19 protein-coding genes and 1 pseudogene are annotated in these 22,181 nt (G+C 62.3%); 10 read left to right on the top strand and 10 right to left on the bottom strand.

Translation table 11 applies throughout. The features are described 5' to 3' along the window. The 4 genes and pseudogenes from AB4Y73_RS12555 to AB4Y73_RS12570 all read left to right on the top strand — a co-directional run. Positions 1–194: pseudogene (locus tag AB4Y73_RS12555) on the top strand (aspartate aminotransferase family protein); the annotation flags it as partial. A 7-nt stretch (positions 195–201) separates the two neighbouring features. After that, entirely contained in the window at positions 202–3,288 is a 3,087-nt protein-coding gene (locus AB4Y73_RS12560) for an FAD-binding and (Fe-S)-binding domain-containing protein (RefSeq protein WP_441872026.1), read from the top strand. After that, a complete protein-coding gene (locus tag AB4Y73_RS12565; protein ID WP_441872028.1) occupies positions 3,285–4,778 on the top strand; it encodes an NAD-dependent succinate-semialdehyde dehydrogenase in 1,494 nt (497 codons plus the stop codon). The genes AB4Y73_RS12560 and AB4Y73_RS12565 overlap by 4 nt, the downstream gene beginning before the upstream one ends. A gap of 217 nt (positions 4,779–4,995) precedes the next feature. Continuing rightward, positions 4,996–6,411, top strand: a complete 1,416-nt coding sequence (locus AB4Y73_RS12570) for an amidase (RefSeq protein ID WP_441872031.1) — start codon at positions 4,996–4,998, stop codon at positions 6,409–6,411. 296 nt (positions 6,412–6,707) lie between these two features. On the opposite strand, the gene AB4Y73_RS12575 is transcribed toward AB4Y73_RS12570, so the two are convergent. Both AB4Y73_RS12575 and AB4Y73_RS12580 read right to left on the bottom strand, forming a co-directional pair. Further along, positions 6,708–8,099: an MFS transporter gene (locus AB4Y73_RS12575; protein ID WP_441872033.1), complete on the bottom strand. Its 1,392-nt coding sequence runs from the start codon at positions 8,097–8,099 to the stop codon at positions 6,708–6,710. Positions 8,100–8,250: 151 nt separating this feature from the next. Then, the gene (locus AB4Y73_RS12580) at positions 8,251–8,904 is read right to left on the bottom strand and encodes a GntR family transcriptional regulator (protein ID WP_441872035.1); all 654 of its coding nucleotides are present in this window, start codon (positions 8,902–8,904) and stop codon (positions 8,251–8,253) included. A gap of 271 nt (positions 8,905–9,175) precedes the next feature. On the opposite strand from AB4Y73_RS12580, the gene AB4Y73_RS12585 reads away from it, so the two are divergent. Continuing rightward, a complete protein-coding gene (locus AB4Y73_RS12585; protein ID WP_011691609.1) occupies positions 9,176–9,904 on the top strand; it encodes a maleate cis-trans isomerase family protein in 729 nt (242 codons plus the stop codon). 90 nt (positions 9,905–9,994) lie between these two features. On the opposite strand, the gene AB4Y73_RS12590 is transcribed toward AB4Y73_RS12585, so the two are convergent. Continuing rightward, positions 9,995–10,762: a maleate cis-trans isomerase family protein gene (locus AB4Y73_RS12590; RefSeq protein ID WP_441872038.1), complete on the bottom strand. Its 768-nt coding sequence runs from the start codon at positions 10,760–10,762 to the stop codon at positions 9,995–9,997. Between the two features lie 44 nt (positions 10,763–10,806). On the opposite strand from AB4Y73_RS12590, the gene AB4Y73_RS12595 reads away from it, so the two are divergent. Further along, on the top strand, positions 10,807–11,262 hold the full coding sequence (locus tag AB4Y73_RS12595; RefSeq protein ID WP_441872040.1) for a RidA family protein: 456 nt from the start codon (positions 10,807–10,809) through the stop codon (positions 11,260–11,262). 1 nt (position 11,263) lies between these two features. On the opposite strand, the gene ehuA is transcribed toward AB4Y73_RS12595, so the two are convergent. The 4 genes from ehuA to ehuB are packed head-to-tail and all read right to left on the bottom strand — an operon-like array spanning position 11,264 to position 14,276. Continuing rightward, a complete protein-coding gene (ehuA, locus tag AB4Y73_RS12600) occupies positions 11,264–12,079 on the bottom strand; it encodes an ectoine/hydroxyectoine ABC transporter ATP-binding protein EhuA (protein WP_441872043.1) in 816 nt (271 codons plus the stop codon). After that, on the bottom strand, positions 12,063–12,719 hold the full coding sequence (ehuD, locus tag AB4Y73_RS12605) for an ectoine/hydroxyectoine ABC transporter permease subunit EhuD (RefSeq protein WP_441872045.1): 657 nt from the start codon (positions 12,717–12,719) through the stop codon (positions 12,063–12,065). The genes ehuA and ehuD overlap by 17 nt, the downstream gene beginning before the upstream one ends. Then, the gene (gene ehuC / locus AB4Y73_RS12610) at positions 12,716–13,414 is read right to left on the bottom strand and encodes an ectoine/hydroxyectoine ABC transporter permease subunit EhuC (RefSeq protein WP_441872048.1); all 699 of its coding nucleotides are present in this window, start codon (positions 13,412–13,414) and stop codon (positions 12,716–12,718) included. The genes ehuD and ehuC overlap by 4 nt, the downstream gene beginning before the upstream one ends. 28 nt (positions 13,415–13,442) lie before the next feature. After that, entirely contained in the window at positions 13,443–14,276 is an 834-nt protein-coding gene (gene ehuB / locus AB4Y73_RS12615; protein WP_441872051.1) for an ectoine/hydroxyectoine ABC transporter substrate-binding protein EhuB, read from the bottom strand. Between the two features lie 257 nt (positions 14,277–14,533). On the opposite strand from ehuB, the gene ald reads away from it, so the two are divergent. The 3 genes from ald (at position 14,534) to AB4Y73_RS12630 (ending at position 17,287) form a co-directional block, all read left to right on the top strand. Continuing rightward, positions 14,534–15,652, top strand: coding sequence for an alanine dehydrogenase (gene ald, locus AB4Y73_RS12620; protein ID WP_441872275.1), 1,119 nt, complete (start codon positions 14,534–14,536; stop codon positions 15,650–15,652). Positions 15,653–15,694: 42 nt separating this feature from the next. Next, the gene (locus AB4Y73_RS12625; RefSeq protein ID WP_441872053.1) at positions 15,695–15,961 is read left to right on the top strand and encodes a hypothetical protein; all 267 of its coding nucleotides are present in this window, start codon (positions 15,695–15,697) and stop codon (positions 15,959–15,961) included. Positions 15,962–17,116: 1,155 nt separating this feature from the next. After that, positions 17,117–17,287 carry a hypothetical protein gene (locus tag AB4Y73_RS12630; protein WP_441872055.1) on the top strand — a complete coding sequence of 57 codons (171 nt, stop codon included), beginning with the start codon at positions 17,117–17,119 and terminating at the stop codon, positions 17,285–17,287. A 588-nt stretch (positions 17,288–17,875) separates the two neighbouring features. On the opposite strand, the gene AB4Y73_RS12635 is transcribed toward AB4Y73_RS12630, so the two are convergent. From AB4Y73_RS12635 to AB4Y73_RS12645, 3 genes are all read right to left on the bottom strand, one after another. Continuing rightward, positions 17,876–18,454 (bottom strand): hypothetical protein, encoded by a 579-nt coding sequence (locus tag AB4Y73_RS12635; RefSeq protein WP_441872058.1) that lies wholly within the window; start codon positions 18,452–18,454, stop codon positions 17,876–17,878. 913 nt (positions 18,455–19,367) lie between these two features. Beyond that, complete coding sequence (locus AB4Y73_RS12640) at positions 19,368–20,237, bottom strand: malic enzyme-like NAD(P)-binding protein (RefSeq protein ID WP_441872060.1); 870 nt, start codon at positions 20,235–20,237, stop codon at positions 19,368–19,370. Positions 20,238–20,314: 77 nt separating this feature from the next. Then, positions 20,315–21,181: an alpha/beta fold hydrolase gene (locus AB4Y73_RS12645; protein WP_441872062.1), complete on the bottom strand. Its 867-nt coding sequence runs from the start codon at positions 21,179–21,181 to the stop codon at positions 20,315–20,317. A gap of 130 nt (positions 21,182–21,311) precedes the next feature. Here AB4Y73_RS12645 and AB4Y73_RS12650 point away from each other — a divergent pair, with 130 nt between their 5' ends. Next, entirely contained in the window at positions 21,312–22,139 is an 828-nt protein-coding gene (locus tag AB4Y73_RS12650) for an IclR family transcriptional regulator (protein WP_441872064.1), read from the top strand. The last annotated feature ends 42 nt before the right edge of the window (positions 22,140–22,181 follow it).

Genomic DNA, 22,181 nt, shown 5'->3' on the forward strand with positions numbered 1-22,181 from the left:
CCACGGCAGCAGCGGTCCAGCAGGCCACCACCGCCGAGGGCCTGCTCACCCTCACCTGCGGCCCCGCCGGAAACGTCGTCCGCCTCATCCCCGCCCTCGTGGTCACGGCCGAAGAAATCACCACCGGCCTCGAACGCTTCGAAAACGCCGTCGCCGCCGTCGTCGGCTCCGTAGCCGTGTCCACTGGATCCTGAGCCACTCATGATTGACGCCGTTCACTCCCCCGCCAGCCCGGTAACGGGCGGCACCCGCCGGTCCGGGGCGCCGGACCCCGGCCAGCCGGCTGTCCTGGCACGCCTGGCCTCGGCGGGTGTGGCGGCGGATAATTCCCCGCGCCGGCTTGCGGAATACTCCTATGACGCGTCCAACTACCGGGTTGCCCCGCTGGCTGTGGTGTTTCCGCGGACAGTGGAGGACGTCGTCGCGGTTGTCGCTGCGTGCCGTGAAACGGCAACGCCGCTGATCGGCCGCGGCGGCGGGACGTCCATGGCGGGCAACGCCATGGGCCCGGGCGTCGTGCTGGACTTTTCCCGCTACATGAACATGATCAACGCGGTCGACGAGAGCTCCGGCACCGTGGCCGTGGACCCCGGCGTCGTACTCGCCGTCCTCTCCCGTGAAGTGGAGAAAGCAACGGGCAACCGCTTCACTTTCGCCCCGGACCCGTCCTCTAAGAACCGTGCCACCGTGGGCGGTTCGCTGGGCAATGATGCCTGCGGAAATCATTCGGTCCGTTACGGCCGGACGTCTGACCACGTGGCAGAGATCGACGTCGTCACTTCCGACGGGGCCAGGCTCACCGCCAGTGCCACAGGGCTGCGTGCCACGAACCCGGAAGATAAGACCTCGGAAGCCCGCGCTGCCGCCCTGTCCACGTCTTTCAAGGACCTGGCCCACAACCACCTGTCCGAATTCCGCCTGGAACTGGAGCGCATCCAGCGCCAGGTTTCCGGGTACCACCTGGCCAACCTGCTGCCGGAAAACGGGTTCAACATGGCCCGCGCCCTCGCCGGGTCCGAAGGGACCTGCGCCATCATTGTGGGCGCCCGGATGAAGCTCGTTCCCAAGCCTGCCAGCGCCTTGTTGGTCTGCCTGGGCTACGCGGATGTGGTGGACGCGGCGCGCGACATCATGACCATCCTGGAGTTCTCACCGGCCGCCGTCGAAGGCATCGACGAGGCGATCGTGGACACCATGCGCTTCCGCCGCGGCGACGGCTCCGTGACGGGCCTGCCCGAGGGCAAAGCCTGGCTCTACGTTGACCTCGACGGCGACAACACGGACCAGGTCCGCGCCGAAGCGGACCGGCTGCTGGCCCGGCTTAGGGAAAACGGCCGGCTGCTGGATGGCCGGACCATCCCGGACCTGCAGGAACGGGCGTCCCTCTGGCGTGTCCGCGAAGACGGCGCAGGGCTCTCCGCGCGGCTCTCCACCGGCGGCGAGTCCTGGCCCGGGTGGGAGGACTCCGCCGTTGCCCCCGAAAATCTCGCGGATTACCTCTCCGACTTCCGCAGCCTTCTTGCCCGCCATGACCTTACGGGCGTGATGTACGGTCACTTCGGTGCCGGCTGCATGCACATCCGCATCACCTACGACCTGCGCACCGAGGCCGGCAGGGCCGTGTTCCGCGCCTTCACCAGGGACGCCGCCAAACTGGTGGTTCGCCACGGCGGCTCGCTCTCCGGAGAACACGGCGACGGCCGGGCACGCTCGGAACTGCTGCCCCTGATGTACTCCCCGCGCATGCTGGCCGCCTTCACCACCTACCGCCGCACGTGGGACCCGGCAGGAATTCTCAACCCTGGATCCCTGACCGACCCCGATCCGATGGACGGCAACCTGGCACTGGAGGGCATCCCGCAGAGGCAGTGGCGCACCAGCTTCGACCTGCGGCCGCTCGGAGCCGCCGGCGGTTCGGCCACCGAAACCGACACGCCCGAAACTTCCACGGGCGGCGGCACCGACCCCTGGGTTCACGCACTCCAGAGCTGCATTGGCGTGGGCCGTTGCCGCACGGACACCGGCGGCGTAATGTGCCCCAGCTACCGCGCCACAAAGGACGAAAAAGACTCCACCCGCGGCCGGTCCCGCGTCCTCCAGGACATGGTCCGCGGTGCCCGCACGGTGGAGGAAGGCTGGAAGTCGGAGGAGGTCCGCGAAGCCCTGGACCTTTGCCTGTCCTGCAAAGCCTGCTCCAGTGACTGCCCCACAGGCGTCGACATGGCCACCTACAAATCAGAATTCTTCTCCCACTACTACGAGGGCAAGCTCCGCCCGATGTCCCACTTCTCCCTGGGCTGGCTGCCCCGCTGGCTCAAGATCACGGGCCGAATCGCGCCGCTGGTCAACACCGTAATGTCCACCCCGCTCGCCAAGGTAGCCTCCGCCCTAGGCGGGCTCACCACCGAGCGGGCGCTGCCACGCTTCGCGGGTGCCAGTGAGTGGCGCCGCGAAGTGGCGGCGGCCGGCGTCGGGCCCGTTACCAGTTACGAGGACGGCGCGGGGTCGGATGCCGACGGCGTGGTGCTGTTCGTGGATACCTTCACCCGAGGCTTCCGGCCGGAGGTGGCTGGTGCTGCGGCCCGCGTCCTCGCTAATTCAAGCTCCACCACGGAATGCTCGGCGGATGCCTGCTGCGGCCTGACCTGGATTTCCACCGGCCAGCTGGACACCGCCAAGAGGCTGATGGGCCAGGCGGCAGTGGCACTCGACGACGGCACGGACCGGCCCATCGTGGTGGTGGAACCCAGCTGCGCTGCGGCGCTGCGCAAGGACCTTCCCGAACTGGTTCACACGGACCAGGCCCGCCGAGTCGCGGCCCGGGTGCGCAGCTTCGCATCGCACATCGAAGAGCTCACCAAAGCGGGCTGGAAACCGGCGCCGGCGCAGCCCCTGCCGAAGAACGTAGTGCTGCAGACGCACTGCCACGAGTACTCCGTCTTCGGAGCCGGCACCCAGCGTTCGGCGCTCGGCGCGGTGGGGGTGGAGGGCGTCGTGGACGCCACCGGCTGCTGCGGTGTGGCCGGGAACTTCGGTTTCGAAAAGGAGCACTTCGATGTCAGCATGCTGGTGGCGGAGCAGTCGCTGGCCCCGGCGCTGCGCCAGACGGAGGCGGACTCTGTGGTCCTCACAGACGGCTTCTCCTGCGCCATGCAGGTCAAGCAGCTCGACGATTCCAGACCGGGCCGCCACCTGGCCCAACTTCTAGACCCCGGCGAACAGGCGGCAGTGGATTCCCAGCGCAGCAGCCAGCCACTCCCTTCCATCCAAGAAAAGGATCCCTCATGAGCATCCAGGCAACCACTAATACTCAGATCTCGCAGAAGGCGATCGACGCCGTCGCCAAAGTCAGCACCAACCTCTACATTGACGGAGAATGGGCCGAAGCGGCTTCCGGCGCACGGTTCGATGTCATCAACCCCGCCACCGAGGAAGTCATTGCTTCCGTTGCCGACGGCGGCCCCGAGGACGCCCGCCGGGCGATCGAAACGGCCGGCCGGGTGCAGAAGCAGTGGGCCAAGACCGCGCCCCGGGAGCGCAGCGAGATCCTGCGCCGCGCCTACGACCTGATCATGGCCCGCCAGGACGAGCTGGCCTTGATTATGACCACGGAAATGGGCAAGCCCTTCGCCGAGGCCAAGGGTGAGGTGGCCTACGCTGCCGAGTTCTTCCGCTGGTTCTCGGAGGAAGCCGTCCGTATCGGCGGTGATATGACCACCACCGGCGACGGCAAGAACCGCATTCTGGTCACGAAGGAGCCGGTTGGCCCGTGCGTCCTGGTGACGCCGTGGAATTTCCCGCTGGCCATGGGCACCCGGAAGATCGGCCCCGCCATCGCAGCGGGCTGCACCATGGTCTTCAAGCCGGCCAACCTCACCCCGCTGTCCTCGCTGGCGCTGGCGGACATCCTGATCGAGGCCGGCCTCCCCAAAGGCGTACTGAACGTTGTCACCACCACCAAGGCCTCCTCGGTGGTGACCCCGTGGATGGAAAGTGGCATTGCCCGCAAGGTCAGTTTCACCGGTTCCACCGGCGTGGGCGTGCGCCTGCTGGAGCAGGCGGCCAAGAACGTGATGCGCTCCTCGATGGAACTGGGCGGAAACGCACCCCTTATCGTGTTTGAAGACGCAGACCTGGACCGCGCCGTGGAAGGTGCGTTCGCCGCCAAGATGCGGAACATGGGCGAGGCCTGCACGGCCGCCAACCGCATCTTTGTCCAGCGCTCCGTTTCCGCCGAGTTCTCCGCCCGGCTCGCCAAGCGGCTGGGTGACCTGAAAGTGGGCGACGGCGCAGTGGACGGCACCGACGTCGGACCCCTGGTGGAGGAGAAGGCGCTGAACAAGGTCCAGGAACTCGTGGATGATGCCGTTTCCAAGGGCGCCACCGTGGTTTGCGGCGGGTCACGTCCCGAGGGCAAAGGCTACTTCTACTCCCCCACTGTGCTGTCCGATGTCAGCTCCGACGCCGCACTGATGAGCGAGGAAATCTTCGGCCCGGTGGCTCCGGTCATCCCCTTCGACACCGAAGAGGAAGTGGTCCGGCTGGCCAACGACACCCCGTGGGGCCTGGCCAGCTACGTGTTCACCCAGGACCTTGACCGAGCCTTCCGCGTCGGCGACGAACTTGAGGTGGGCATGGTTGGCCTGAATACGGGCATCGTTTCCAACCCGGCAGCGCCGTTCGGCGGCATCAAGGCTTCCGGCCTGGGCCGTGAGGGCGGCCGCGTGGGCTTGGACGAGTTCCTGGAGATCAAGTACATGGCCATCCCGCGCGTCTAAGGAGCGCAAACCGCTCTCACCTATCGGAATAAAAGCCCCAACCCTCTCTCACCTTTTGCACCAAAACATCAAACGTTCTCTCACCTTTACCAAGGGATTCTCCGCAGGTGAGAGAGCGTAAGGGTGGAACGTGCGAAAGGTGAGAGAGGGTTAAAACGTAGATTCTGGTTCCACGCATTTAGAACGCAAACACGTAGTGGCCAGTAGGAGGAAAAGAATGAGTGATCTGACCGATCTGACAGCGGTGGACCTGTTGGCGGGCTACCGCGAGGGCACAATCTCCCCTGTGGACGCCACCCAAGCTGCCCTGGATGCTATTGAAGCGGTAGACGTGGACGTCAACGCTTTTGTCTCGGTTGAAGCCGAGAGCGCACTGCAGGAAGCCCGCGAGTCGGAGGGAAGGTGGCGCAAGGGCGAGCCCCTGGGTCCCGGTGACGGCGTCCCCACCTCCATCAAAGACATCTTCTACACCCGCGGCTGGCCCACGCTCCGCGGCACCAACCTCATTAACGCCGACGCGGCGTGGGTACAGGACGCGCCTTGCGTCGCTAGGCTGCGGGAAACAGGCGCTGTGCTGATCGGCAAGACCACCACCCCTGAGTTCGCGTGGAAAGGCGTCACCGATTCATTGCGGCACGGCTCCACCGGGAATCCGCGGGCGGCAGGTCTCACGTCCGGCGGCTCGAGCGGCGGCAGTGCCACGGCTGTTGGCCTGGGAATGGGTCCCTGGTCGGTGGGGACCGATGGCGGGGGTTCCGTCCGCATCCCCGCAGCCTTCACCGGGACGGTGGCCATCAAGCCGACTTACGGGCTGGTCCCCATGTTCCCGGCAAGCCCGTTCGGCACCCTGGCGCACGCCGGTCCCATGACCCGCACCGTGGAGGACACAGCGTTGCTGCTGGACGTCATCACCGGCTTCGATTCACGTGACTGGTCCGCCCTTCCCACGCCCACCCGGTCCTTCCTGGACGGCCTTAACGACGGCGTGAAAGGCATGCGAATCGCGTTCTCGCCCACCTTGGGGTTCGGCACCAACGATCCGGAAATCGAGCGGCTGGTCCGGGCGGCGGTTGAGGTTCTGGCCGACGCCGGCGCCGTCATCGAGGAAGTGGATCCGGGCATCCACGACCCCGTTGAGGCCTTCCACGTCCTTTGGTTCGCCGGTGCGGCCAAAGTGCTGGAGGCTTACGGCCCGGACGCCATCACTAAGGTGGATCCCGGGCTGCGCCGCTCCATCGAGGAACAGGGAGATCTCAGCGCCTCGGACTTCCTGGACGCCACCGCTGTGCGGATGGACCTGGGGGTGAAGATGGGCCTCTTCCACGAGACCTATGATCTGCTCCTGACTCCTACGCTGCCCATTCCGGCCTTCCCCCGCGGCACGGATGCGCCAGAAGGTTGGCATTCCCCGGACTGGACCAGCTGGACCCCGTATACGTACCCCTTCAACATGACCCAGCAGCCCGCAGTAAGCGTCCCCTGCGGCTTCACGCAGGCCGGCCTTCCGGCCGGCCTGCAGATCGTCGGCCCGCGTCACGCCGACCGCAAGGTGCTCCGTGCAGCGCAGGCCTACGAGAAGGCCGCTGCATGGGGCACGGAACGGCCGGCACGCATACCTGCCCGCCGCAGCTAGCAACTACAAGTACGAAAAAGCCCCCGGCTGCCCCTGAAATTCAGGAGCAGCCGGGGGCTTTCTACCGGCCCGCGACGGATCCGGCCTGCAGATCATCGGCCCGCGCCACACCGACCGCAAGGTGCTCCGCGCAGCGCAGGCCTACGAGAAGGCCGCTGCATGGGGCACGGAACGGCCGGCACGCATTCCTGCCCGCCGCAGCTAGCAAGTACAGGTACGAAAAAGCCCCCGGCTGCCCCTGAAATTCAGGAGCAGCCGGGGGCTTTCTGCCGGCCCGGGACGGATCCGGCCTGGAGCTACCTTTCCAGACGGCGCGGAATGGGCGCTTTCTTGATTCCGGGGATCTTCATGTTGCGAAGCGAAGCCCCGGCAGTCTCCTGCATCTTCCAGACGGCCACCAGGCCGATCAGGCAGGCACCCATCATGTAGTAAGCCGGCATCAGGACATTGCCTGTGGCATTAATCAAAAGCTCGTTCATCATTGGTGCGGTGCCGCCAAAGATCGCCGTGCTGACGTTGTAGGTAATCGCGAAGCCGGCATAACGGACCTGGGTGGGGAACATGGCCGGGAAGGTGGCGGAAATGGTTGCCAGCTGCGGGAGGTACAGGAGGCCCAGGACGGCGAACCCGAGCATCGCAAACCAGAAGCCGTTAGCCATGATCATGTACATCGGGATGGCCAGCACAAACAGGCCGATTAAGGAGAAGAACCACATTGGCTTGCGTCCGATCTTGTCGGAGCGGGCGCCGGCCAGCGGAATCATCAGCATCATGACAATCTGCCCCACGAACATCAGAGTCAGCACCGTGTTGGCATCCATGCCCACCGAACCCTCAAGGTACGTGGGCATGTAGGTAAGCAGGGTGTAGTTGACAACATTCAGCGGAATGACAAGGCCGGCCATGATCAGCATGGGGCGCCAGTAATCCCGCAGCAAGTCCTTCAGGGCTGTGCTCGTGTGTGGTTCCAGCTCTCCGCTGGCCTCCAGTTCGCGGAAGACCGGGGTGTCTTCAAGCCTGTTGCGCAGGTACATGCCGATGATGCCCATCGGGCCGGCAATCAGGAAGGGAAGCCGCCAGCCCCATTCAGTCATGGCGCCTTCACCCAGGAGCAGGGTGCAGAGCAGAACCACGAGGGAACCGAGGGCGAAGCCGCCCAGCGTGCCGAACTCAAGGAAGCTGCCATAGAAGCCGCGTTTCTTGTCCGGTGCGTATTCGGCCATGAAGGTAGCCGCACCGCCGTACTCTCCGCCGGTTGAGAATCCTTGGATCATGCGCAGCAGGATCAGCAGGGCCGGGGCCAGCCAGCCGGCCAGCGAATGCGTCGGGAGCAGGCCAATGGCGAAGGTTGAGCCTGCCATGAGGATAATGGTCAGCGCCAGGACCCTCTTGCGTCCGATCCGGTCGCCCAAGGGACCCCAGAACAGCCCGCCCAGTGGCCGCACGAGGAAGGAAAGGGCAAAGGTGGCAAGCGTCCAGACTGTTCCCATGGCACCTTCGCCGGGGAAGAAGTTGGCGGTGATATACGTGGCGGCTACAGCATAAACGCCGTAATCGAACCATTCAGTGGCATTACCCATAGCCGAGGCAGCGATGGCCCGGTGGAGCACTTTTCTGCCTGCTGGGGATGTTTCGTCTGGAGTCGTGAACCCCGCGCCGGAGGCGGCGCTATGTGGTGCGTTAGACATGACAATCCTCGATTGGGAGCAAATGTATCGCTCATCACAATACGCTCATGTCTCATTGTTGACAATAGGAGAGTTGAGTTGTGGGCGCAACAAAAGGCCGCCGGGAACCTCGGCGGCCTTTTTGTGAAACGTCAGGATGCAGCCAAGGGCGCTACGGAATCAGCCGCATCAGTGCGTCATCCATATGCTCGGCCATAAGTTTCTCTGCGAGGTCCGAGTCGCCGCGGAAGATGGCCTCTGCGATGCCCTTGTGCTCGGCGATGCGCCTCTCGGCCGTGTCGTAGGTGCTCTTGAGGGCGTTGAGACACATCCGCGTCTCCGTCAAAAGTGTGTCGTGCATTCTTGTCAGGCGCGGACTGCCAGCCAGTTCCACCAGGAGGGCATGGAAGCTCATGTCCGCCTCGGTCATCGCTTCGCTGTTTGGGGAGTCGGCCGTTTCCTCCATGGCACGCACCGTTTCCATCAGCTTGGCGGCACTGCCCTGCGGATCCATACTGATCACGCGGTTAATGGCGGCAGCCTCAATAGCGGAGCGGGCCAGGTAGACGTCCCGGAAGTCGTCCTCGTCCATGGAAACTACAAAGAGGCCTCGGTTCCGGTGACTGACCAGCAAGCCTTCCTGGGTGAGCCGCTGCATGGCCTCCCGCAAAGGGCCGCGGCTGACTCCCAGTTCCTTGGCGAGTTCGGCCTCACCGAGCTGGACAGCCGGAGCGAAGTCACCGCGGGCAATAGCGTCGCGGATTTTGCGGGCGATAATGGCCGGCGTGGACTCCTGCACAACCGGGTCTAAGGCTCCCCTTTTCATCCTGTTTCCGTCCTTGCTGCGATGAGCTCTACCAGGCGGGCCTGAGTGAGTTCTGGAACTTTTAGCGGTCACTGCCATCATGTCTCATAGTTGACAATTTAATAGTTTACTATGCGGACGTCACATCGCTGGGGGTGGCGACCGCCCGGTTGTCAGGTGGTCAGGTAACCGGAAAAAGTTCTTCGATTGTCTACAATCAAACTGTATGCTATTTCTGCAGAGGTGGAAATACCCTTCTGCCGGAAATGCGGCTCATCTCACTGGAGAAACCATGACAACTGTTGGAATGCTTTACCCCGGCCACAGCGCCGAGGATGAATACCCGTACCTGGAGTCGATCCTCGGTGAGGACATTCACCTGCCCGTGGTCCACACCTCCGTAGGCGGACCTGACGAAATCACCACCCACGAGGTGCAGGCACTGCTGGACCTCGGCAAGTCTGAGCGGCTGCTCGAGGGCGCTGGCGAGATCGTGCGGAAGTACAGCCCCGACGCCGTCATGTGGGCGTGCACCTCCGGCAGTTTCGTATTCGGCTGGGACGGCGCGCACCAGCAGGTGCGCGAGATCCAGGACGTCATTAATGTACCCACGTCCTCCACCTCACTGGCCTTCGCTGCTGCACTCCGGCACCTGGGCATCTCCAAGGTTTCCGTCTCAGCGACCTACCCCGACGACGTGTCCCGCCACTTCGTGGAGCTCCTGGGCCACCAGGATATCCAGGTCCTCGATCTCGCCTCCCACGACATTGCTTCAGGCGAAGATGCCGGCGAGTTGGACCACGACGGTGTGGTTGAACTGGCCCGAAGTGCCAACGCGCCGGACGCCGAGGCAGTCCTGATCCCGGATACGGCCCTGCATACTGTCCGTTGGCTTAATGAGCTGGAGTCAGTCCTCGGGAAGACCGTCCTGACGGCCAACCAGGTGACCGCCTGGTACGGCCTACAGTTGGCCGGCCGTACGGTGCACTCCGACCAGCTGGGCAGCCTGTTCCGCCGCTGACCCTGACGAGCAACAGAAAAAGGACCTCCTGGCCGTCGGTTCATCCGATGGCCAGGAGGTCCTTTTTTGTGCGGGATAAGGCGGGTTGAGCTACCCTTCCGTGGCCTGAAGCAGGGCCTGGTGCGGCCCCACGGCTTCGCGGCCCATCAGCCGCAGGGCGCTCCACGCGGTTACCTGGTTGGCCGTGATCACCGGTTTCCCCAGTTCCTGCTCCATTTGGGCAATCAGGTCGTAGGTGGGCAGGTTGGTGCAGCTGACGAAGATTACCTCCGCGTCCGGACGGTCCGCCCGGCGGATGAGCTCGCAGGTGGTGGCATAAGGGATTTTCCAGATGTCCCGGTCCAGGCCCAGCCCTTCGTGCGAGACCACCGACTTCCCGCCCTGCTCAAGGAAGGACGTCAACCGGTCGGTCAGCTCGGCGAGATACGGCGTGGCTACCGCAACCCGGGTCATCCCCAGGGCGTCCAGCGCCATGAGCAAGCCTTCGGACGTAGTCACCGCTGCGGGGGCGCCCGCGGCGGCCATGGCCTTGGAAAGGTTCCTCGCACCCTCGACGCCATGGATAAAGCTGCCGGACGTGCAGGCGTACGCAACCACCGCCGGGCGAATGGCCATCACGCTGCGGACGGCGTCCTGGATCTCGCCGTGATCGCTGATCTCTTCCGCCATGTCCAGGCCTACCGGCTGGTCGTAGTAGGGAGTGCGGGTGAAGATAAGGTTCACGCCATCAGGCATCCACCGCCACAGCTCGTGATCAAGGGCCATGTCGAAAGGGCAGACGACGCCGATGTCTTGCCACGCCTGCGGACCCGGCAGGTCTGAAACGGCCGCGAAGGAGGGGTTTCGTTCAAGTGTCATGAGTCACTTTCTCACATTTGTTCAATTGTCTACAATGGCTAGTTATGGACGACAACCAGAAACCGATCACGCCGCTTCCTCCTACCCCGGTCCCGGCTGGGAACTACGTGCCGGTGCGCGAAATAGCTGGTGTTCTATACACGGCAGGCCACACGTCCTCCGTCCAGGGAAACCTCGAATACCGCGGGCGGGTGGGGGAGCAATTGACGGTTGCGGAAGGACAGGCTGCTGCGGCCACCGCAGTCCTGAACTGTCTGGCGTCCCTTGCAGCCCATGCCGGCGGACTTGACCGCATTAGTGAGATCGTCTCCATGACCGGTTACATCGCTGCCGGGAGCGATTTCACGGACCATCCGCTGGTGATGAACGGGGCGTCCGAGGTACTGGTGTCCTACTTTGGTGAGCACGGGCGGCCGGTACGCGCCGCCGTCGGCGTTTCCAGCCTGCCCGACGGCGCGCCCGTGGAGATCTCGCTGATCGCGAGCCGCCGCAGCAGCTAGCTCAATGCTGCATGACGGCCCGGAGGAAGCTCCTGGTCCGCTCCTGCTGCGGGTTCTTGAAGATCTGGGCCGGCGGTCCGCTCTCCACGGCCGCGCCGTTGTCGAACATCACCACCCGGTCCGAGATCTCTTCAGCGAAGCGCATCTCGTGCGTGACCATCAGCATGGTCATGTCCGTGGTGTGCGCCAAGTTGCGGATCACGTTCAGTACTTCGCCGATGAGCTCGGGGTCCAGCGCCGATGTGGGCTCGTCAAAGAGCAGTACTTTGGGCCGCATCGCCAACGCCCGGGCAATGGCCACGCGTTGCTGTTGGCCGCCGGACATCTGCGGCGGGGTGTGGTTCATGTGCTTGCCCAGACCCACCAGGTTCAGCAGTTCGGCCGCGCGTTCGCGTGCCTCAGCCTTGTTCAGGCCGAGAACGTGGATGGGCGCTTCAATGATGTTTTCCATTGCAGTCATATGCGGGAACAGGTTGAACTGCTGGAAGACCATGCCGATCTTCTTGCGGGTCTCGCGCAGCTGCCTGGTTTCGCGCACCTTCTGGCCGCGGGTGACATCCCACAGGGTGTCCCCATCCACAGTAACTTTTCCTTCGCTGGGGGTTTCCAGCGTCATCAGGATGCGGAGGATGGTGGTCTTGCCGGAGCCGGAGGGTCCGATGATGGACACCTTCTCGCCCGGCGAAACGTCGAAGTTCAGGGACTTTAGGACGTGGTTCGTTCCCCAGTTCTTGCTGACGTTCTCGAACCGGATGAGCGGTTCCGGGGGCAGGACAACGCCTGCGGTCCGGGGTTGGGGTTCAGTGCTGGGGCGCATAGCGCCGCTCCAATCTGTTGACGAGGCGGGAAGCCGGGTAGCTGACTGCCAGGAACAGCAGGGCTGCCAGGGTCAGGGGTTCCAGGTAACGGAAGCTTGAGCTTCCGATGGCTTGGGCTGTTGCCATAAGTTCAACCACCGTGATGGCGGACAGGACTGCGGAGTCCTTGAACATCTGGATGAGGTAGTTGCCGAGCATCGGGACCACGGTCCGGATGGCCTGTGGCAGGATGATGCGGCCCCAGGTCCTTGAACCGGGGAGGCTGAGCGCCGTTGCCGCTTCCCATTGGCCGGTGGGAACACCCTGGATGCCGCTGCGGTAAACCTCGGCCATGTAGGCGCTGTAGTTAACGCCGATCACCACAATGCCGGTGGTGAGTGCATCGAAACTGATGCCGTAGGCAGGCAGCACGAAGAAAGCCACGTAGGCCTGCACCAGCAGCGGCGTGCCGCGGACAAACATCACCAAGAAGGTCACCACCTGCGACAGCACGGGAATGGCGAGCCGCCGGAGAACAGCGAAGACCAGCCCCAGACCGGCCGCCAGCAGCGTGCCCATCACCGTGATATGGACCGTGGTCCAGAGCCCCTGCAGCAGGACCGGGAGAACGGAAAACGCAAAACTGTTATCCCAAATCATGCTGCACCTACCTTCATGAGGGTGTTTTCCTTCTTCTGCAGGGTCAGGGCCTTGCGGTCAAGAGCGAAACGCTTCTCCAGCCAGTTGGTCAGCAGGGTCAGCAGATAGGACAGGGCGAAGTACATCACCAGGATGGTGATGAAGATGGCGGTGGTCTGCCCGGTGGTGCTGCGGATCATCTGGGCGCTGAAGGTCAGGTCCGCCACCGTGACCAGCGAGACCAGCGACGTGTTCTTCAGCAGGTCCACCATGACATTGCCGAATGGCGGAAGCATGGCAGGGATGGACTGCGGAATGATAATCCTGCGGAGCCTCAGGGCCGGTTCCATGCCCAGGGCGATGCAGGCTTCCGTCTGGCCCTTGGCCCGGCTGGCGATGGCGCCGCGGACCACTTCTGCGGCATAGGCCCCCTCGTTAAGGCCGAGAGCCAGGACTGCGGCCGTCAGAGGGTGGAGCTGGATTCCGAAGAACGGCAGCGCGAAAAACAGCCAGAACATCTGCACCAACAAGGACGTTCCGCGGAACACCTCGATGAAGACACCGGCTGGCCACCGCAGGATCCAATGCCTGGACAGGCGTGCCAGGCCGGCCGCAAATGCGACTATCAGGCACAGCGCGCCACCCAGTACCGTCACCAGCAGGGTGGTCAGCAGCCCCTGCCACAGCAGGGGCGCGTACTCGATTATCGCTTCCACGCGGTACTCGCTTTCCGATTCCCGCGGATCAGCCCTCGGTCTTGCATAGTTCCTCGGTAGTGACGCCTACGACTACGGCGGGGTCGAAGCCCCATTTGGTGAGGATCTCGCCAAACTCAGGAGTGGCCTTGAACGCCGCAAGCTCCTTGTTGTAGGCCTCGCGGAATGACGTGTCAGCCTGGCGGAAAGCAGCACCCGAGCCCGTGCGGGGGGCGTCTTCGATCGGCGCTGTGATGTCGAAGCTACTGTCATTCTCTGCAAGTGACTTAAGCGACAGGGTGGGGAGCATGAAAGCGTCCGCACGGTTTGCCTTCAGCGCTTCGAGGCCGCTTCGACCGTCATTGACCTTAACCTGCTGGTTGGCAGGAACGTTAGCCGCCTTGAGAACTCCTTCTTCAAATCCACCGGGGAGAACGGCGATACGCAAAGCGGGATCTGCGATGATGTCAGCGACCGTGAGGATGCTTTTCGGATTGCCCTTGGGCGTGGCGAAAGATTCGGTAGAAACAATGACTGGCTCGGAGTAAAGAATCTGCGAGCATCGTGACTGCTTCATGAACAGGCCGGCTGCGATAACGTCCCAGCGGTTGGCATTCAGTCCGGGGATCATGGACTCATACGGCGTGATGATGCCCTGAACCTCGTCGATTCCCAGGCGCTTACAGACTGCCCGCAAGACGTCGGGTTCGCATCCTGTGACCTGACCGTCCGGGCTGACCTGCGTATACGGCGGCTCATTGGCTATGCCTACTCGGATGAAGCCCTGCGCCTTTGCAGTTTCCAGCAGGTTGCTCGTCGCGCCCGTTGCCGGGCTACCAGCGGGAACAGTGGAGCAACTGGTTATCCAACCAGCTACCGTCACTCCGAGAGCGGCTGTGCCAGCACCTCGAAGGAGGTTCCGCCGTGTGATATTGCTTCTCATTTCTTCTCCATTCGCCCGGCCTCGCCGGCACTAAATCAGGGCAACCGCCCTGTGAGCTGTGTTACACAACCTAAGACAATGGTGTAGTATTGTCAACAATACGAATGTACGATGCTTCACAGAAACTCCCCGAATCCCCCAAGGGGGACATCGATATACCGGAGGGCCTGCAGAAGAGCTTGGATTGGAGCTACGAAATGATCATTGGTGTCCCCGCAGAAATTAAGAACAACGAATTCCGGGTGGCTATCACCGCTGCCGGTGTCCATGAGTTCCGCACCCACGGACACACGGTCCTTGTGGAGCGCGGGGCGGGACTTGGTTCGGGCATCACGGATGAGGAATACGCCATCGCCGGTGCCGAGATCGTCAACGAGGCGGACGACGTCTGGGCCCGCGCGGACATGGTGATGAAGGTCAAGGAACCCATCAAGGCCGAGTACCACCGGTTCCGCAAGGGCCTGATCCTCTTCACCTATCTCCACCTCGCGGCCGAACCTGAGCTCACCCGCGAACTTATCAACTCCGGCGTCACCGCGATTGCCTACGAAACTGTCCAGGAGGGGCGCGCGCTGCCGCTCCTGGCCCCGATGTCCGAGGTAGCCGGACGGCTGTCCGTGCAGGTAGGCGCCACGTCCCTGATGGCACCCGCCGGCGGCAAGGGTGTTCTTCTGGGCGGCGTTCCGGGCGTCCGCCCGGCCAAGGTTGTTGTCCTGGGCGCCGGCGTTGCCGGCACCAACGCCGCTGCCATGGCACTGGGCCTCGGCGCCGACGTCAGCATCCTGGACATCAACATCAACCGCCTGCGCGAACTGGATGCCCAGTACCAGGGCCGGCTGAAAACGGTGGCGTCCAACAGCTACGAGATCGAAAAGTCAGTGGTGGACGCGGACCTGGTGATCGGCTCAGTCCTGATCCCGGGCGCCAAGGCCCCCAAGCTGGTGACCAACGAACTCGTGGCCCGCATGAAGCCCGGCTCAGTCTTGGTGGACATCGCCGTGGACCAGGGCGGCTGCTTCGAGGACACCCGCCCCACCACGCACCAGGAACCCACCTACAAGGTGCACAACACCATCTTTTACTGCGTGGCCAATATGCCCGGCGCCGTGCCGAACACTTCCACCTACGCCCTGACCAACGTGACCCTGCGGTACGCCGTGTCGCTGGCCAACCTGGGTGTCAAGGCCGCCTTCGACCGCGACCCCGCCCTCGCCTCCGGCCTGAACACCGCCGCCGGCCACGTTGCGCACCGCTCCGTGTCCGACGCACACAACCTGCCCCTCGTAGCGGACTGGCACGAACTGGTTTCCGCCTAGATACCCCAGAGCTCCAAACTCGCTTACAGAAAATAGGGAGAAATGAAAAAGCGAATCCAACTCAAGTCCCCCGCGGAGCGCAACCTTTCAGCGTCGTACAGCGTGCGGACCGGGGACCACTGCCCTGCAACCGGCTGGTGGGCCCGGCTCGGCGATGGTGGGACCCGCCGCTTCATCACGGAGGGGAGCATCATGCCCTCAGCCAACGGTGAACCCAGCAACTGGAAACTCCTTGTTAGCAATCACCACCCGTACCAAGTGCCCCGACATGATCTACCGTCGAAGGAAAACTCCCTGGACGCCATTTGACTCTGCGACCTTATGGGAACCGCCGTCTAGGTGTGCATGCTGAGCGGAACTATCACGGCTCGCAGGCTGTCCTACGGGGTTATTAGGGCAAGGACTCGAGCCCGGCATAGACCGGGACTTTGTGCTGTCCATCCTCTAGCCAATGAACGTATGCAAAGGAGAAGCTGGTGCGAGAAACGGAAGAACTTTCGGTCCACTCCTGCTTAGATCTACTGCCTGGAGACGAGATTACTGCGGCTCATATGGGGACAGTCGTACACCGCGGGCGGGTGAGTGATATAGCCACTAATCACGGAATATTCTGGATCCTGGATGATCTAAGCGGCGGGCGCCGGTTGCTTGACTTGTCGGAGGTGCAAGTCATGCGCACCAAGGGTAGAGCACCTGAGATCCCTCTGTCATCTGAAAACGAATGAACCGCAGCTCACGGTTCTCCTCTTTCTTCTACAGGGTGTCTAGGACTAGAGGGACGTCTAACGGCAACTCAGCATCAGGAACACCAAAGGACCATGCCAACAGTCGAACAGCAAGTGCAGCAGCACCAAGACGTGCGCCCCACTGCAACAAGCGGGGGACCTCGCACCGGTCAGTGGGTGGTGGAGGCCCGACGGCGACCCTGCGCCATTTCGCTACCGGGAGCAAGGTGAAACCATGCCACGACTGGGTGGAAAAAGTACCCTATGGGCCCTTGTGTTCGAGTTGGCACCCACAGTTAGAGCCCACGTTGGCATATCGACGCCCGGACGTGAGAGGCCTCCCACCCCAGGACCCACCACGAAATGAGAGTAGGGCTACAAGTAGTTAGCCCGGAAACAGAAAGCAAGCAAAGGGTGAACCCTGAAAGCATCTTCCACGACCCGCTCGCCGACCTCGATGCACGCCAAGCACACCCTGAGCGCAGCCAAAAACCGGACCGCATCCCTCCAAAGCACACATATTCGAAGAAACTCAGAGGTAGTCGCACGCGGATGGAAGCGATCGAAGCTGTTTCGCAAGAACTAGCACGCCTCCTATCCCAAAAGTCCCGCGTGCGGTAACCAGCCACGAAAGGACCCGTGCTCTGAGCGCGAACCGTCCTCACCTTGGCTGCACAAACGCGGAATCTCCCGCAGTCCGAGTAGCCAGTACAGCAGGATCTATAACAAAGAAAACCCAATGAGTGATACATGGTTCGCAGTAGAGGACAACAACGGCAAGTTATTCTCGGTGGACGAGGTGAAGATTTCCTTTAGAAAGGATCCGCAAGTTGCGAGTGTGTGGACTATGTCGCAGGCCCAGCTATCCGACCTTCAAAGTGCCATCGAAACCTACTTGGCGATGAACTGACTAGCTTACCGCGGCAGGTTTGCAGAGCTCGGCTTGGTCTGCCCGCATGACAGCCGCTGGGAGGCTAACCGCCATTTCCCGTGATCTCGCAATCTTTGCGCTGAGGAGAACGACTCCGCGCGAGAGCTATCTCGCAGGCTAACAGTAGGAGTACGGCCGACGGCATAAAACGTCCTTTGAAGGCATGGCGTCTTGTCAGCCTGAAGTACAACCAAACCTGACTCGGAGCGGCCTGACGTGGGAGGACTCGGCCTGTGGGGTGGAGCTCTGGATTGTTCTCCGACGTCCGGCCAGTTTTACATCAGGTGACATGGCCGCCCACTGCCCCAAATAGACTTCATAAGGTGTGCAACTCCATGGACTTTCCGTGTTTTCGAACTTCCGGCGACTGTCAGGGTGGATTCTGAGAACATCATGGAGCCACTGTCAGGGAAGCGGAATTTCGCTCTATTCTGATACCAGCGCGTGAGAGCGGCGCGTGCCCTCTCCGAGAAATGCAAATTAGGACGATCGCCCGAACCGAGTAAGCCACCACTATCGGGGTGGCCACCCGAGGCCGGCTTCGGGCGGCCATGCCGCAAAGGATCTTTATCGGTTGAGGGATGCCTTGGGTCGACTCACAACCACCTCATCGTCACGGAGGCCTTTCTTCATAAGGGCAATTGCGCTGTTGTACGCAGTTCTTCGGCTGTCGCAGTGCCGAATCCGAAGAACTCGAGGTAAGCGGGGATCATCTCGAACAGCATGTCGCTGCCCACCTGAACTGTGCATCCCTTCTGCTTGGCGGCCTGCAGGAATGGGGTCATTCCGGCCTTCAGCACGACGTCTCCGACATAGGAGCCGGGGGATGTCGACAGGCATGGGGTCACCGTCCCTCATGCCGAGCGGGGTGGCGTTGACGATCAGGTCGTAGCCCTCGGGATCTTTGGACCCCACGGCGATCTGCACGTCAGGGTAGTGCGCGCTGATGCGCCGGGCGAGCCCATCGGAGGCACCTGTATCGGGGTCGAACAAGCCGATGCCGGCAAGTCCGAGGCCGGCCAGTGAGGCGGCGATCGGCGAGCCCACGCTGCCGTTGCCGACGACCAGGGCCCGCTTGCCGTGAGGGTCGAATCCTTTGCGCAGGGCGCCGCGGACGAAGCCTGCTCCGTCGAACTGCTCGGCCAACAGTGATCCGTCATCTCGCCTGAGGACGGCATTGGTGGCACCGGCGATCTGGCAGTTGGGCTGTGTCCCCGTCCGAGGTCTGAAGCGGGATCCGGACGGCGAGCACGGAGCGCATGTGACTGGCGGTCATGGCTGCGATGAATCTTGGCCACTTGGTCTCCGCCCGTGTGTCCACGACTTCGGCGGCCCGTCCTGTCAGCGCAGCCTTGATGCAGGGGCCCTCGTTGGTCGCATACTGGACCTCATCCAACGCCGCCGTCTCCGGGTCACTGCTGGCAATCGTCATCGGACGGCGCTTCCGCCACACCGTCACACTGCAGTGCGCCAACTCTTCCCCATTGGCAAATTCCGCGCCCGCAATCTACACCAGGCCCTGCAGGAAAACGCGGAGGTCGGCGCTGTCAAGGAGCGCCTCGATGAGGGCGCCGAGGCCTGCGCCGGTCAGCCCGTCATTCATCAGTTCCTCCAGTTGGGAAGATATTGCCTCGAAGGTATGGGCCTCACAGTTTGCGCTAGGGATTAGGTGAGTTGGACAGCTGGCATCCTTTGGGCAGGAGAATTGTTGGCTCCAACGATCTGCGCGCGGTAGTTTCAACAGCTCTTGCCACCGCGCGAGTTACGTCGCGGTCCTGCCGGTCCGGGACTACCTGATCACGCCACAGGTGCTTCTCCGCGGCAATGTCGGCTATAGCACCCGCTGCCGCGATCTTCATGTCCAACGTGATGCACTTAGATCCGCCGTCAAGGGCACCCTGAAATGTGCCTGGGAACGCGAGAAACTTGTTGATCCGAGTGGAAAACACGGGCTTCCCGGCCCCATCTGTCGGCTCCCTGGAGGGTGCAACCCAGGGATGCGACGGAACGAGTTCAAGAACAACGGCCTCGCGGGCCAGCCCTTCAAGGTGCAGTTTAGTCATTGCCTCACCATCTGATGCGATAACGGCGTCTGCTCCGTTGACGCTTCCTTCAATCCGCCTGTCCGATTACCCGGGTTGGTGAGCCATGCTAAATCATCCTGCACGGCATTCAACTCACTACGGTCCCGGGAAACAATGCCTTGGGAGTCCACGAGAATAATGTCGGCGGTGCCCCGGGCGAGGAGAAGCTCAGCTATCCCCGTGCAAGCGGGGCCATCTCCTGCTACGACCACTTTGAGTTGCCCAACTTTTCGGCCCCTCAATCGAGCAGCATTAATCAGCGCAGCATAGGCAACGATGGCAGATCCGTGTTGCTCATTATGCATAACGGGAATTTGCAGTTCGTTATTCAAGATAGTTTCTATCTCATAGCATCGTGAGGCCGAAATGCTGTCGAGACAAATGGCATCAACGTGGTGACTGATCTGCTTTACACTGTCGACGAACTCAACCAGATTTTGACTCCCAAAAGTTATCGGGAGCAGTTGCAATTCACCACAAACCCAGGAGCGGGCTTGCCTTGCCGCCTTGCCGGGCCCGGAGTCGCCGCTCCGTGCGCCGGGGCCACTGATGCGCGACCGCCTGTCGCTGACCACCGCCACCTTTCGCAGGTTCCTATCGCGGTCAGTGGAGTGGCACCCCGAGACAGTCCAGCCATTCTCAAGAAGGCCCGCCCCTGCCTCCATCCGCACGAAGGGTTTGGGTATGCCTCGGCGATGTTCATGCATGGCCCACGATTCTTTCACTTTTTCGGCTTTCACTTTGCTCTCAAGGGCTATCGGTAGTCCTACATCTGGATTACGGAAGATGTAGAACTTCTGTTCCAGAAGACCGTTTGGACTTGGTTGGCCGGCTTCTTCTGCCAACGCGCCTTCTTCATCGCAGACATCTGGAGCTCATCGGCGGATCTTGTCGGCATCTCGAGTGGATTTCTCTGGTTGCCTCAAAGGGCTAAAGAATCTAGGAAATGCTCGATCGCGGCAACTACTTCGGCACTCTTTTGCTCCATAAGAGGGATCCGACCACCTTCAACTTCCACGATCTGAACAGATTTTGCGTTTGAATATGCGGCCGCGATCTTGTGGGTGTGCGGGTAAGAGACCGGGTCTTCAGTGGGGGCGAGCAACAGGATTGGAGCTGTGACGAGCCCAACGCGGTTTTCCATGACATACCGTGCGCAAGCACGGTGGCCCTCGGCTGGGTCGACGCCTGGCGCCAGCGCATCCCGAATGAAGCGGTCCAGGAGATCGGGCCGCCCCTCCGGATAGAAGGAGTACCGCTTCGCCCACAGTTGCTTGAGATGCTCACCGTCCTCCTGCCCGGTGACCACGTCTACGCCTTTGCCCGGGGACGTGCTTTCGCTCATTTGGCGGGTGGTGCGAAAAAGCGAATCGGCGAAGGCCCCGGCTGACAGGACTGACGCCGAGACGCGGTCAGGCAAGGCGGCAGCAACCTCGGAGGCCACAAACATTCCTGTGTGATGACCGACTAAAGCGAAGCGCTCCAATTTAAGGGCGTCAGCGAGTGCGATCACACCAGCTGCGTACTGCTCAATGGTCTGAGGGCAGCCTGGCGCGGGTTTGGCGGACATCCCAAATCCGTACATGTCCATCGCTATCACCCTGCGTTTCGCCGCCAGCAGTGGGTGCACCTCGCGGAACTCATCAAGAGAACGCGGCGTCTGGTGAAGCAGGATCACAGCTTCACCTTCACCTGCCTCGGCGTAATGCAACTGACCGAGTGGCGTCTCGGCGTACCCGTAGCGGAGCGTTACTTCGGACATGGATTTCCCTTCGATGTTTGCTGTCAAGCATCGCCCTGCTGTTACTGCTCTACACAGCGAGTGGTCCGCTCACCGGACCGCTCGCGTAGGATCCGTGGTTAAATAATGAACAATTTGGATAGCGGCTCGAACCGCTGCGCCATCATGGACTAGGAGAATGCAAGTGAGTACTGTGCAGCGAAACGTCCAAGCACCGGGACGGCCGGACGTCAGTCAGCCCGACTCTGTACTCTCGAAGGCACATCTGTTGCTGAGCGCGTTTAGGCAGGGTGTTTCGACGCTGGGGTTAACGGAGCTTAGCCGCCGTTCCGGCGTCTCTAAAGCCAGCGCGCACCGGCTTGCTACGGAACTGGTGGAACTGGGCTATCTCACGCGGACTCTTGGCGGCTACCAGTTGGGTTTGCAAGTGTTCGAATTGGGTCGAATGGTCCCCGGTCCAGCGATCCTCCGCGACGTAGCGCGACCAGCAATGCAGGATCTCCGGGTTGTGACTCGTGGAATCGTGCACCTCGCGGTCCCTGAGGGTGGCGAGTGTGTGTATCTCGACCGAATCGCTGGACGGAACGAAGTCGTGGTCATCAGTTCCGTAGGTGACCGTGTCCCGTTTCATACGACCGCGTCAGGTCGTATCTTCCTGGCACACTCGGATCCGGGCACGATAGATCAGCTTGACACCGCCGGTCTGGCGGCACTCGGTGCCCGCAACCAAGCTGAGGCTACCGCTATATTGGCGGGGATCCGGACGCGTCGCTATGCGGAAGAGCGATCGACATGCTTCCGGGGGGCCAAGGCGCTGGCAGTTCCGGTTGTCTACCCGGATTCGGAGCAGGTGGTTGCAGCAATCTCTGTCACTGTGCCTCTTGAGCGTCGTGACGAGCAGGATTTGTTGCGCGCTCTGTGGGCAACGTCGAGCGATATCAGGGGGGGTCTCCTGCGGACGTACGACGACAGCATGCCGTATCATTCAACGAAAAGCCACCACTAGCTGTCAGGCGAAATCAAAGGCCAATCCGCCCAATGGACCAAG

Origin of the sequence: Pseudarthrobacter sp. TAF60_1 (genome assembly GCF_052113505.1) — a bacterium.
Classification (GTDB): Bacteria; Actinomycetota; Actinomycetes; order Actinomycetales; family Micrococcaceae; genus Arthrobacter.